Source organism: Oerskovia sp. 140933 (assembly GCF_059651515.1).
Genome location: NZ_JAMXIO010000031.1, coordinates 11,957 through 24,406 on the forward strand (window position 1 = coordinate 11,957; position 12,450 = coordinate 24,406).

A 12,450-nucleotide genomic window follows, 5' to 3' on the forward strand; every position below is an offset into this window, starting at 1 on the left:
CACGGTATCCAACGGCGCGCAGAACCGTGCCCGGTGGGCCGTCGCCAGGGGTAGCGACGGCCCACCGGGCACGAAGATGCCGGTGGTCGCGTCCTCAGTCGACCGGCAGAAGCCCCGTCGCTCCGTGCACCACGGGCCACAGCTCGCGGCAGCGGTCGGGGGCACCGTGCGGTGTCGGAGGGGTCGTTCCAGGCATGCCCGCCTTGAGCAACGAGGCCGCGAGCTCCCCCGCGAGGACCGGGGCGGCGAACGACGTCCCGCTCCAGACGGCGAACCCGCCCTGGAAGCCCTCCGGGTCGATCGTCGCCCGGAAGCCCTCCGAGAAGAGCTCCTTCATGTGCATGGACGGCGCGATGACCCCGTCCATGGTCACCGGAGCGGTGCTCACGAGGCCGGCCCCTGTGCGTAGGCAGGTCACCCACGTGCCGTCGTTGCTGAACAGGGACGTCGTGCCGTCGGGGTTCTTCGAGCCGACCGCGATGAGGGGCGGCTCGTCCCAGCTCAGCCGCTGGCCGGCCAGGAGGGTCGGGGGCTTCGTCCGGCGGTCGATGCGCGGGGCGAAGGCCGCCGGGAACGTCTCGCGCACCTGTCCGTCGTTGCCGCTCGACGCCACGACGAGCACCCCGAAGCGTCGCAGCGCGCTGAGCACGGTGCCGAGCGGGGCGTCGAAGTCCGCGTCCTCGGGCCGCTCGTGGTAGTAGCCCAGCGACAGGACCGCGACGTCGACAGGCGCGTACCCCGCGACGCCGCTCAGGCCGAGCACGTGCCACAGGAGCATGCGCCGGAGCGAACGCAGGAGGTCGCGCTCGGGGATGATCCCCGACCCCCCGTAGACCCGGGGGGCGAGGATCACGGCGTCCGGGCACAGCTGGTGCACGAGCCCGGCCATGAACGTCCCGTGCCCCGCGACCGGGTCGAGCGGGCCCGTGAGCGGGTAGATCGAGACCCCACCGTGCTCGGGGTCCTGGTACGCGAACTCGGGGTCGGGGCACAGGCCGACCGGCACGCCCACGACCTGGGGGTCACGCAGCACGATCTGCTCGTTGTCGGCCAGCGGCTCGTTGCCCTCGACGACCTCCGGGTTCCACCACGGGTGCTTCCCGACCCCGGTGTCCATGAGTGCCACGACCGGACGCCGCTGCCCCTCGGGACCGGTGAAGACCGAGTCGCCACCACGGATCGACCGCCACGGGGCGGCACCGACCCAGGCGACGGGCTGGCGCCCACCGGAACCCGCGACCGCGTACTCGTCCATCCCGGCGAACGGGTGCCCTGCGGTCTTGGGGTGCCCCGCCGTCTTGGGGTGCCCCGCGGTCTTGGGGTGTCCCGCGGTCTTGGGCATGCCCTGGACGAACGGCTGCGAGTCCGTGAAGTCCCACGGCTGGGACATCGGCTGGCCACCGATCGCGCCCGGCACGATCACGTGGTCGAGCGAGACGAAGGCGCCCGCGGGCAGCGGCTCGCTGCGCGCCGCGGCCTTGCTGCCGTCCTCGTCGTCGTCATCGTCATCGTCGTCGTCGCGGTCGAGATCGATCCCCGCGTCCCGCAGGAGGCAGACGACGTCCCAGCCGTCAGGCAGGGCCCCGTTGTCCTGCGGCGCCAGCACGATCGTCGTGCCGAAGACCGAGCGCAGCTCGTCCCCGACCGCGGGATCCAGCCCGGCCCCGACCGCACGCTCGACGAGCTCGAGGTCCTCGTACGTCTCCTGCTCGATCTCGACCGCCAGATGATGGCGCGCGGCCGCCCGACGGAGCCGTCGGAGCCACCGCGGGTCGGGCTCGCCCTTCTCCGGTGCCGCCGCGTTGACCAGGAGGCGGTCTCCGACGTACCAGGTCGGCTGAGGTGACGCCTCCCGCCCGGTCCGGCGGGCCGTGACAGGGTCGAGCTCCCGGGTCCGCCACTGCAGGCGCGCCGGGGTGTCTCCGTGCCACGATCGTCGAGCGTTGCCGCTCTCGGTCGAGCTGTTGCTCACGTGCTCCTCCTCGAGTTGTGCCGACCGGACCGCCGCCGTCGGACGCACTGCCCTGTGCGTGGGACACGGGTACCTCAGGACGGGTGGTCACGGGTCGTCGATCAGCCGCCCGTGGTCGGTCGGCTGCAAAGTGATGACGTTCAGCCGCCCGTGGTCGGGCGGCTGCAAAGTGATGACGATCAGCCGCCCGTGGTCGGGCGGCTGCGGTGAGGGTCGGTCAGAGCTCGATGACCGGGGTGCTGACGGCGCGCTCGGACGACCCGGTGGGCTGCACGACGAAGCTGGCAGGACCAGGGTCGACCGCGTCGAACACGAAACGGCCGTCGTCGTCGCTCCTGGTCTCGCTCACCCCGCCCGGGCGGTGCAGGCTCACGAGGAGCTCCGCGGCCGGAGCGGCCCAGCCGTCGATCCGCACCCGGCCCCCCTCGGTGGGCGAGAGGGAGATCATGACCGTCACGGAGTCCGACGTGAACGTGATGGTCCGCGCCTCGACCGGAGGAGCCTCGCCCCGGACCGACATCTCCGGGATCCGCACGTACTCGAGCTCCATGACCTCGGCCTCGAGACCGGCCAGCGTGATCGCGAACAGCGAGCGCTCGACGAGCCCGACGGGAACAGGATCCAGCGCCACCTGGATCCGCGCGATGTCCGCGAGGATCTCGAGGTCGACGACGTCCAGCGGTTCCCCGGGGCTGTACCCCAACGGTGTGTTCATGGCGTTTCCCATGTCCTGTCCCCCTGCTCGCTCTCGATGATGTCGCGGAGCTTTGCCAAGCACCGCCCACGGTTGGACCCGATGCTGCCGACCGGCATGCCGATGGCGCTCGAGATGTACTTGTAGTCGGGTCTGTCGGCCAACGAGATCAACCGGAGCAGCTGCTGGCAGCGGTCGGGCAGCCGCAGGACCGCACGCCAGAGCTGGCGGTCCCGCTCCATCACGAGAACCTGGTTCTCCGGTGTGGGATCCGGCGAGGGCAGGGCGCCCGCCGGGCCGTCGAGGACGTCGTCCGGAAGCTCGGTCCGGCGCTTGTTGTCGTCCCTGTGCTTGCGCACTGCCTCCCAGGCGCCCCGCTTGGCGGTCACGAGGAGCCACTTGAGGATCGCGTGCGGCTCCTGGATCGTGTGGGCGTTGCGCACGAGGGCCATCCAGGTGTTCTGGACGACGTCGTCCGCATGCTCCCGGTCCACCCCCTGAGCCCTCACCGTGTGCCACAGCAGCGGCGTGGCTTCCTTCACGAAGTCGGCCAGGGCCTGGGGCTTCCCGTCCCTGTAGTCCAGCAGGGCGGCTGCGCCCCTGTCACCGAGGCTCACCTCCGGCTCGTCGACTTCCGGGACGTCCTCGGTGATCCGTGTCATGGCTGGGTACGCCGTTTGCTCTCGGTCGCGCGCGGGAACTTCGGGGGTACCCGAGTCTAGGGGCGTCTGTCCTGGTGGGACAAGCATTTCCACCATTCCGGCACCTCCCTTCACCCCGTGCTCCCGCACGCTCGATCCGGCGGGCCGACGGTGCACCGGCCCCTTTCCTGCCGGGAGAGAGGGCTGGCCGCGAGGTTTGATACACCCTCGAGAAGTTCTTCTCGAGCGAGGCCCCTCCGCGTCGCCACGATCCGCTCGACACCCCCGCCACCGCGCCGTGCTGCGGCCCAGGACGGCCACTACGGGTACGGGTCGCGTAGGGGGATCCCCGTAGCCTCGACGCCCGGAGAAATGGTGAAACCCCTCATCACAGGCGTGACCCGCGTCACGTAGCGTCGCCATGGCCGACCTTGATCGGTCCACTCCGACGGTCCCGGTGAGACGACGACGTCCCGGACCCCTTGCTAGAGGAGCACCACGTGAGTACTCATCGCCACCCTGCCGACGGCTCCCGCCGTCCGGCCCGCCTGCTCGCGGCACTGACCGCCGCGACCGTCGCCCTCGGGGGGCTCGCACTCGCAGGAACGAGCGCCCAGGCCGCGCCGCAGCCCGCCGCCGCGGCCACGACCGTCGCCGCTGCGGCCGCCCCGGGCCACCAGTGGCTCACGGGCTACTGGCACAACTTCAACAACGGCTCGGTCGTCATGCCGCTCAGCGACATCCCGCCCGCCTACAACCTCGTCGCGGTCGCGTTCGCCGACAACCTGACCGGCACCCCCGGCGGCATCACGTTCAACCTGTCGAGCGCCGAGCTGAACGGGTACACCGTGCCCCAGTTCAAGGCCGACATCGCCGCGATCCGCGCCCAGGGCCGCAAGGTCATCCTGTCGGTGGGCGGCGAGAAGGGGAACGTGATCGTCTCCAACGCGACCGAGGCGAAGAACTTCGCGGACACCGCGTACGCCCTCATGCAGGAGTACGGGTTCGACGGCGTCGACATCGACCTCGAGCACGGCATCAACGCCACGTACATGTCGAGCGCTCTGCACCAGCTCTCGGCCAAGGCCGGACCGAACCTCATCATCGCGATGGCACCGCAGACCATCGACTACCAGGCCACCTCGATGGGCTACTACCAGCTCACGCTCGCGATCAAGGACATCCTGACGATCGTCAACACCCAGTACTACAACTCGGGCGCGATGATGGGCTGCAACCAGCAGGTGTACAGCCAGGGCAGCGTCGACTTCCTGACCGCGCTCTCCTGCATCCAGCTCGAGATGGGCCTGCGCCCCGACCAGGTCGGCATCGGCGTCCCTGCGGTCCAGGCCGCGGCCGGCGGCGGCTACCAGCCGATCGCCAACGTCATCAAGGCTGTCGACTGCCTCGAGACGGGGACGGGCTGCGGCGCGTTCAAGCCCGCGACGCCGTACGGCAAGATCGGCGGCGTCATGACGTGGTCGATCAACTGGGACAAGAAGAACAACTACGCGCTCGCGACGCAGGTCGGTGCACGCCTCGGCACCGGGACCGGCGGCACCACGGGCGGCACGACCGGCGGCACGACCGGCGGCACGACCGGCGGCACCACGGGCGGCACGACCGGCGGCACCACGGGCGGCACGACCGGCGGCACGACCGGCGGCACCTGCTCCGCGGCGCCCTGGAGCGCGACCACGACCTACACCGGTGGCAACACCGTCTCCCACAACGGGCGCACGTGGCAGGCGAAGTGGTGGACGCGCGGCGACGCCCCCGTCACGAGCGACTGGGGCGTGTGGAAGGACCTCGGCGCCTGCTGAGCCTCCCCCACCCGGCGGCCCCGCTCGCCGCGCACGCCACGAGCCGCGCGGCTCTCGGCTCCGCCCAGGGTGCCGAGAACCGAGGGGCTCGGCGCTTCCCACCGGCACCGTGCACGAAGCACGCTCACCGGTGCGTCGGTGCGCCGACGACGACGGCGCCCCTCCCCGAGAAGGGGAGAGGCGCCGTCGGGCTGGAGAACGAGGCGATCAGGCCGCGTCGTCCTCGAGGAGCTTCGAGACCTTGGACTGGTCCAGCGGGATGCCGGGGCCCATCGTGGTCGAGAGCGTCGCCTTGATGATGTAGCGGCCCTTCGAGGAGGACGGCTTCAGACGCAGGACCTCTTCGATCGCTGCGGCGTAGTTCTCCACGAGCGCCTTCTCGTCGAACGAGACCTTGCCGATGATGAAGTGGAGGTTCGCGTGCTTGTCGACGCGGAACTCGATCTTTCCGCCCTTGATGTCCTCGACGGCCTTCGCGACGTCCATCGTGACGGTGCCGGTCTTCGGGTTCGGCATCAGACCACGGGGGCCGAGGACCTTACCGAGGCGACCGACCTTGCCCATGAGGTCCGGCGTCGCGACCGCGGAGTCGAAGTCCGTGAAGCCTGCGGCCACCTTCTCGATGAGCTCGTCGCCACCGACGATGTCGGCGCCGGCCGCACGGGCCTGCTCCGCCTTCTCGCCGTTCGCGAAGACCAGGACGCGGGCGGTCTTGCCCGTGCCGTGGGGGAGGTTGACCGTGCCACGGACCATCTGGTCCGCCTTGCGGGGGTCGACACCGAGGCGGAACGCGACCTCGACGGTCGCGTCGTACTTGGTGGGCGAGGTCTCCTTCGCCAGGCGAACAGCCTGGAGCGGGGTGTAGAGCTCGTCGCGGTCGATCTTCTCCGCTGCGGCGCGGTACGCCTTGCTGCGCGTTGCCATCTGCTTCTCCTTCTCGAGCAGTCGTGGTCTACGGGTCCGCGCGGACCCTGCCACTGTCCCGGCGGGCGAGCCCGCCGGGACCTGATGAATCATGACTGGTCGGCCCAGAGGCCGACCGGAGGACCGGTCAGGACCGGTCCGAGGGTGGTGCTCAGCCCTCGACGGTGATGCCCATCGAACGGGCGGTGCCCGCGATGATGAGCGCCGCGGCGTCGAGGTCGTTCGCGTTGAGGTCCTCGAGCTTGGTCTGAGCGATCTCGCGCACCTGCGCCGAGGTCAGCTTCGCGACCTTGACCGTGTGCGGCGTGGGCGATCCCTTGTCGACGCCCGCAGCCTTCTTGATGAGCTCGGCAGCCGGCGGCGTCTTGGTGATGAAGGTGAAGGAACGGTCCTCGTAGACCGTGATCTCCACGGGGACGACGTTGCCACGCTGCGACTCGGTCGCCGCGTTGTAGGCCTTGCAGAACTCCATGATGTTGACGCCGTGCTGACCGAGCGCGGGGCCGATCGGCGGGGCGGGAGTTGCAGCACCGGCCTGGATCTGGAGCTTGATCAGCCCAGAGACCTTCTTCTTGGGAGGCATGAGTGTTCCGTGCTTTCTGTGTCTGGGCCGACGCCGTGGGCGATGACCCGGTTGCAGGTGCTGCCGAGCAGCGTCAGATCTTGGCGACCTGGCTGAACGACAGCTCGACCGGGGTCTCCCGGCCGAAGATGGAGACGAGGACCTTGAGCTTCTGGCCCTCGGCGTTGATCTCGGAGATCGTCGCGGGCAGGGTGTCGAACGGGCCGTCCGTGACGGTGACCGACTCGCCGACCTGGAAATCGACCTCGAACGGCGCCTTGGCGGACTGGGCGGGCTTGCCCGCCTCGGCCTTGGGCTCGATCGTCGGGGCGAGCATCGAGAAGACCTCGTCGAGCGTCAGCGGCACCGGCTGGTGGGTGTGACCCACGAAGCCCGTGACGCCGGGCGTGTGGCGCACGGCGCCCCACGACTCGTCGGTCAGGTCCATGCGCACCAGGACGTAGCCGGGGATGCGGACGCGACGCACGATCTTCTTCTGCGCGTTCTTGATCTCCGCGACCTCTTCCATGGGGACTTCGATCTGGAAGATGTAGTCCTCCATGTTCAGGCTCTGGATGCGGTTCTCCAGGTTGGCCTTCACACGGTTCTCGTAGCCCGCGTAGGAGTGGATGACGAACCAGTCGCCCGGCTTGGTGCGCAGGTCCTTCTTGAACTCCTCGAGCGGGTCGAGGTCCTCGAGGACGTCGCCGTCCTCGTCGACACGGGGCTCGTCGTCAGAGGGCTCGTCGTCGGCGGGCTGCTCGTCGTCGGCCTCGGCCGACTCCTCTGCCTCGGCGTCCGGGGCGTCCTGCGCCTCTGCGTCGACCTCGTCGATGGCAGCCTCAGGCGCGTCGAGCTCGGCCTCGGCGCCTTCGGCGACGGGCTCGGTGGGATCGACGTTCTCCGCCTGGTCCAGCGACTCCTGGGACACGAACGAACCTGCTTTCCTTGACTACGCGAACATGCAACTGACGGGACCGGTCCGTACGCTCCGGGCGCGAACTCCTCCGGCGCCGCGAGATCCTCGCGGCACGGGGCGCCCTCCGGGGATCAGCCTCCGAAGACCCACAGGACGGCCTGGCCGATCCCGTAGTCGAGCACCGTCACGAACGCCATGACCACGGCCACGAAGACCAGGACGACGGTGGTGTAGGTGATCAGCTCGGAACGGGTGGGGGTGACGACCTTCTTGAGCTCCGCGATGACCTGGCGGACGAAGAGCGCGATGCGCGAGAAGATGTTGCCCTTCTTCGCGTCGCCCTTCTTCTTGTCACCGCCGGCGCGCACGCCTTCAGCACCCAACGCCTCTGATGGCGATTCGCTCACTGTTCATCCCCACTACGTGACGTTGAAACCGAAACCGATGCTGGACCTCTCGTGGTGTAACCCGTTACCGGACTACGCGCACACCCCGGGAGGGGTGACGCCTTGCAGGGCAGACAGGGCTCGAACCTGCAACCTGCGGTTTTGGAGACCGCTGCGCTACCAATTGCGCCACTGCCCTTCGTGATGGACACCACCCCACGACCCTCCGTGAAGGCAGAGAACATCGGGTGGACACCTGCCACCGAAGGAATACTGTACGCGACCGGAGCGCCGTGGTCGAACTCGACCCCTCAGCGGTCCCGGACGGCGATCCGACCAGCCCCTTCGCGACCCCACGGCCTGTCACACCGTGGCACCGGAGCGGCCCGCGGACCAGATTCCCTCGACTCCACAGTAGCGGAGGTCCGTACAGACCGGTCCCGGCGTCCACCGGTCGGTGGACGCCAGGTCCCCCCGACCGGTCGTCGCGCCGCACCACCCGCCACGGCCACGCTGGAGCCATGAGCCCACACAGGACACCTCCCCGAGCAGGAACGGACGCCCCGGCGATCGAGGTCCGCGGCCTCACGAAGCGCTACACGCAGGGCGACACCGTGAAGCAGGCGGTCGACGGCCTGGACCTCACGGTCGAGCGCGGCGAGATCTTCGCGGTCCTCGGGCCCAACGGCGCGGGCAAGACCACGACGGTCGAGATCCTCGAGGGCTTCCGCCGGCGCGACGGCGGACAGGTCCAGGTCCTCGGCGAGGACCCCGCCCTCGCGGGCCGTGCGTGGCGCAGCAGGATCGGCGTCGTCCTGCAGGACTCGCGCGACCAGGCCGAGCTCACGGTGCGCGAGCTCGTGCACCACTTCGCGACCTTCTACCCGGCCCCGCGCGACCCCGACGAGGTGATCGCCGCCGTCGGGCTCCTGGAGAAGGCCACGACCCGCTCCCGCCAGCTCTCGGGCGGCCAGCGCCGCCGCCTCGACGTGGCGCTCGGGATCGTGGGCGACCCCGAGCTGCTGTTCCTCGACGAACCCACGACCGGGTTCGACCCGCAGGCCCGCCGCAGCTTCTGGGACCTCGTGCTCGCGCTGCGCGAGGGCGGCACCACGATCCTCCTGACGACCCACTACCTCGACGAGGCCGCGCACCTGGCCGACCGTGCCGCCGTCGTGCGGGACGGCAGGATCGTGGCGCTCGGCGCACCCGCGGACCTGGGCGGGCCCGACGCGCTGCGCCCCGTCGTGCAGTGGGTGTCCGACGGCGTCACGCACGCCGAGCGCACCGACCACCCGACCGCCCTGGTCTCCTCGCTCGCGGCGCGCCTGGCCGGGCCCGACGGCGAGGTGCCCGGCCTGCGGGTGCTCCAGCCGAGCCTCGAGGACGTGTACCTGGGGCTCATCGGTGCCACCCCGACGACCCCGTCCCTCGGGGCGGGGGCACCGGACCTGCCGGACCTGCCCGCTCCCACCGACCCGTCGCACCACGCCGCCGACGCGGCCGTCACCGAGGAGGCCTCCCGATGAGCGCCCAGACCGCCACCCGGGCCCAGCCCGCCGGCCGCTCCCTGCCCAGCACCGCGAACCTCGCGCTGCGGCGCACCTGGATCGAGCTCCTCGCTTTCCTGCGCGAGCGCGAGGCCGTGATCTTCATCCTGGCGTACCCGCTGATCATGATGGCGATCTTCTCGACCGTGTTCGGCCAGGAGGAGCAGGGCAGCGCCGCGGGCTCGGTGCCCTACGCGCAGTACTTCCTCCCGGGCATGGTCGCCACGGGCGTCATGCTCACGAGCTTCCAGAACCTCGCGATCTCGATCACGGTCGAGCGCGACGACGGGACGCTCAAGCGCCTGCGCGCCACGCCCTTGCCCGCGACGTCCTACTTCCTGGGGAAGGTCGGGCAGGTCCTGATCGTCACGACGGTCCAGACCGCGGCGCTGCTGGTGCTCTCCGCCACGGCGTTCGACGTCCCGATGCCCTCGACCGCGTCGGCCTGGGCGACGTTCGCCTGGGTGTTCGTGCTCGGCACCGCCACCGGCTCCGTCCTGGGCGTCGCGTTCTCCTCGGTCCCCCGGTCGGGCAAGTCCGTGACCGCGGTCGTGACCCCGATCGTCCTGGTCCTGCAGTTCATCTCGGGCGTGTTCTTCGCGTTCTTCGCCCTCCCGTCGTGGATGCAGCAGGTCGCGTCCCTGTTCCCGCTCAAGTGGCTCGCGCAGGGCATGCGCTCGGTGTTCCTGCCGCCCGAGGCCGTGGTCCTCGAGGTGGGCGGGTCGTGGCAGCACGGCGCGACGGCTGCTGTACTGGGGGCGTGGCTCGTCGTGGGCCTCGTGGTGGGGGTCCGGACGTTCAGGTGGAGGCGGCGTGACGACGGCTGAGAGCCCGGTGGACCGTCCTGCGGGCGAGCGCGCGGAGGACGGGGTGCGCTCCGGCACCTCGCCCGTGCACCCGGTCGCCGGTCGCGACCCGGCGGTCGGTCCGGCTGGACCGGCCGTGGACCGGTTCGAGTCGTCGTGGGACCGGGTCGTCGTGTGGTGGGACGTCGGCTTCTACGTCGTCGTGGTCCTGAGCGCGGTCGCGCTGCTCCTGGCCGGGGTCGAGCCGGACCGCCTCGCCCGGGCGCTCGGCGCGATCGGCGTGATCCTGCTGGCGTACACGTTCCTGGGACGCCGGGCCGCACGGAACCGCGACCAGCGGCTGGCCGTGAGCTACCTGGTGATCATGATCGTCGCGACCGACGTCGCCGTGATCCAGAACCAGCTCGGGACGTTCCTGCTGTTCGTCGCGTTCACCCAGATCTGGATGCTGTCCGAGCACCGCTGGGTGAGCGTCGCCCTCTCGACTCTCCTCGCGGTGGGCACGACGGTCGCGCTCGTGGCCCCGTACGGGTTCTCGCGCGCGGCGCTGGCCGAGGCAGCCCCGCAGATGGGGGTCGCGCTCGCGTTCTCGATCCTGCTCGGGACGTGGGTGGGCCAGACGATGCTCCAGACCGTCCGGCACGCCCAGCTCGTCGACGACCTCAACGCCGCCCAGGCCGAGCTCGGGACGGTGCACCACGCGGCCGGGGTCGCGGCCGAGCGCGAGCGCATGGCCCGCGAGATCCACGACACCCTGGCACAGGGCTTCACGAGCGTCGTCATGCTCGCGCAGGCCGCGAGCGCCGACCTGGACCGTGCGGACACGTCCGCGGCCCGGGACCGGCTCGCGCTCGTCGAGGCCACGGCCCGCGACAACCTCGCGGAGGCACGGTCGCTCGTGACGGCGTTCGCTCCCCTCCCCCTGCAGGGCGCGACGCTCGTCGAGGCGCTCGAGCGGCTCGCGGCCCGCTTCGAGGACGAGTCCGGGGTCTCGGTCACGCTCCGGCTGTCGGCCGTGCCGGGGCTGGGCAGCGCGGAGGACGTGGTGCTGCTGCGTGCGGCGCAGGAAGCCCTGGCGAACGTGCGCCGGCACGCGGAGGCGGGCGCCGTCGTCGTGTCGCTGGGCCCGGGGGGCGCAGGCCTCTCTCCCCCGGGGTCCGCCCGGCCCGACGGCGCCACGGTCGTCCTCGAGGTCGCCGACGACGGTCGCGGGCTGGGTCCGGGCGCCGTCGAGGGCTTCGGCCTGCGCGGCATGCGGGAACGCGTGGCAGCGGGCGACGGCGTCGTGACCGTCGTGTCCCCGCCCGCCGGCGGGACGACCGTCCGCGTCGAGCTGCCCGTCCCCGCGCCCCTCCCCACCGATTCCCCCTCCCTGCCTGCCGTCGACCCCCGGAGCCACCCGTGACCCTGCCCGCCGACCACCCGGCACCCGTGCCCGACCGCCGGACGGCGCCTCCCACCGGCGGACGGGAGGCGGCGACCGGGGCGGGAGCGCCGTCGTCGGCTCCCGTGGTGCGGGTCCTCGTGATCGACGACCACCCGGTCGTGCGCTCGGGGCTGGTCGGGATGCTCACCGCCGAGCCGGACCTCGTCGTGGTGGGCGAGGCGGGCGACGGCCGCGAGGGCGTCGCTCTCGCGCGCGACCTGGCCCCCGACGTCGTGCTCATGGACCTGCGCATGCCCGTGCTCGACGGCGTGGGCGCGACGACCGAGATCCTCGCCGCCCCCGGCGCGACGAGACCACGCGTCGTGGTGCTCACGACGTACGAGACCGACACCGACATCCTGCGCGCGGTCGAGGCGGGCGCGACGGGCTACCTGCTCAAGGACACCCCGCGCGACGTGCTCGTCGCGGGCATCCGGGCCGCGGCCCGGGGCGAGACGGTCCTGGCCCCCACGGTCGCGACCCGGCTCGTGACGAGCGTCCGCGGCGCGGGCGAGCGCCTGACCGCGCGCGAGGCCCAGGTCCTCGCGCTCGTCGCGCGCGGGCTCAGCAACCCCGCGATCGGGCGCGAGCTGTTCATCTCCGAGGCCACGGTCAAGACGCACCTGCTGCGGGCGTTCGCCAAGCTGGGTGTCGACGACCGCACGCGCGCCGTGACGGTCGCGATCGAGCGGGGCATACTGCCCGGGGTGTGAAGGTCTCGCATCCCGGGAGACCGGGGAGCGGGCC

General features: G+C 71.3%; 12 protein-coding genes and 1 tRNA gene. 5 read left to right on the top strand and 8 right to left on the bottom strand.

The features are described from left to right. Positions 1-94: 94 nt before the first annotated feature. From NHG27_RS15055 to NHG27_RS15065, 3 genes are all read right to left on the bottom strand, one after another. Positions 95-1,972: a S8/S53 family peptidase gene (locus NHG27_RS15055; protein WP_497016837.1), complete on the bottom strand. Its 1,878-nt coding sequence runs from the start codon at positions 1,970-1,972 to the stop codon at positions 95-97. A 217-nt stretch (positions 1,973-2,189) separates the two neighbouring features. Beyond that, the gene (locus NHG27_RS15060) at positions 2,190-2,687 is read right to left on the bottom strand and encodes a carboxypeptidase-like regulatory domain-containing protein (protein WP_193718670.1); all 498 of its coding nucleotides are present in this window, start codon (positions 2,685-2,687) and stop codon (positions 2,190-2,192) included. Beyond that, complete coding sequence (locus tag NHG27_RS15065) at positions 2,684-3,328, bottom strand: RNA polymerase sigma factor (protein ID WP_193718669.1); 645 nt, start codon at positions 3,326-3,328, stop codon at positions 2,684-2,686. Before NHG27_RS15065 ends, NHG27_RS15060 begins: the two co-directional genes overlap by 4 nt. Before the next feature lie 479 nt (positions 3,329-3,807). Between NHG27_RS15065 and NHG27_RS15070 the strand changes: the two genes are divergently transcribed. Then, positions 3,808-5,130, top strand: a complete 1,323-nt coding sequence (locus NHG27_RS15070; protein ID WP_497016838.1) for a glycosyl hydrolase family 18 protein — start codon at positions 3,808-3,810, stop codon at positions 5,128-5,130. Between the two features lie 207 nt (positions 5,131-5,337). Here NHG27_RS15070 and rplA read toward each other — a convergent pair whose 3' ends face one another. The 5 genes from rplA to NHG27_RS15095 form a co-directional block, all read right to left on the bottom strand. Further along, entirely contained in the window at positions 5,338-6,054 is a 717-nt protein-coding gene (gene rplA / locus NHG27_RS15075) for a 50S ribosomal protein L1 (protein WP_138825567.1), read from the bottom strand. A 151-nt stretch (positions 6,055-6,205) separates the two neighbouring features. Continuing rightward, positions 6,206-6,637 carry a 50S ribosomal protein L11 gene (rplK, locus tag NHG27_RS15080; protein WP_193718667.1) on the bottom strand — a complete coding sequence of 144 codons (432 nt, stop codon included), beginning with the start codon at positions 6,635-6,637 and terminating at the stop codon, positions 6,206-6,208. Between the two features lie 73 nt (positions 6,638-6,710). Beyond that, a complete protein-coding gene (nusG, locus tag NHG27_RS15085) occupies positions 6,711-7,547 on the bottom strand; it encodes a transcription termination/antitermination protein NusG (protein ID WP_193718666.1) in 837 nt (278 codons plus the stop codon). 119 nt (positions 7,548-7,666) lie between these two features. Further along, the gene (gene secE / locus NHG27_RS15090; RefSeq protein ID WP_193718665.1) at positions 7,667-7,942 is read right to left on the bottom strand and encodes a preprotein translocase subunit SecE; all 276 of its coding nucleotides are present in this window, start codon (positions 7,940-7,942) and stop codon (positions 7,667-7,669) included. A 105-nt stretch (positions 7,943-8,047) separates the two neighbouring features. Beyond that, positions 8,048-8,120, bottom strand: a tRNA-Trp gene (locus tag NHG27_RS15095). Between the two features lie 322 nt (positions 8,121-8,442). Between NHG27_RS15095 and NHG27_RS15100 the strand changes: the two genes are divergently transcribed. The 4 genes from NHG27_RS15100 (at position 8,443) to NHG27_RS15115 (ending at position 12,416) form a co-directional block, all read left to right on the top strand. Continuing rightward, positions 8,443-9,450 (top strand): ABC transporter ATP-binding protein, encoded by a 1,008-nt coding sequence (locus NHG27_RS15100; protein WP_497016839.1) that lies wholly within the window; start codon positions 8,443-8,445, stop codon positions 9,448-9,450. After that, positions 9,447-10,298 carry an ABC transporter permease gene (locus NHG27_RS15105; protein ID WP_193718663.1) on the top strand — a complete coding sequence of 284 codons (852 nt, stop codon included), beginning with the start codon at positions 9,447-9,449 and terminating at the stop codon, positions 10,296-10,298. Before NHG27_RS15100 ends, NHG27_RS15105 begins: the two co-directional genes overlap by 4 nt. After that, positions 10,285-11,682, top strand: a complete 1,398-nt coding sequence (locus tag NHG27_RS15110) for a sensor histidine kinase (protein ID WP_497016840.1) — start codon at positions 10,285-10,287, stop codon at positions 11,680-11,682. Before NHG27_RS15105 ends, NHG27_RS15110 begins: the two co-directional genes overlap by 14 nt. A 104-nt stretch (positions 11,683-11,786) precedes the next feature. Further along, on the top strand, positions 11,787-12,416 hold the full coding sequence (locus tag NHG27_RS15115) for a response regulator (protein WP_193718803.1): 630 nt from the start codon (positions 11,787-11,789) through the stop codon (positions 12,414-12,416). Positions 12,417-12,450: the final 34 nt, after the last annotated feature.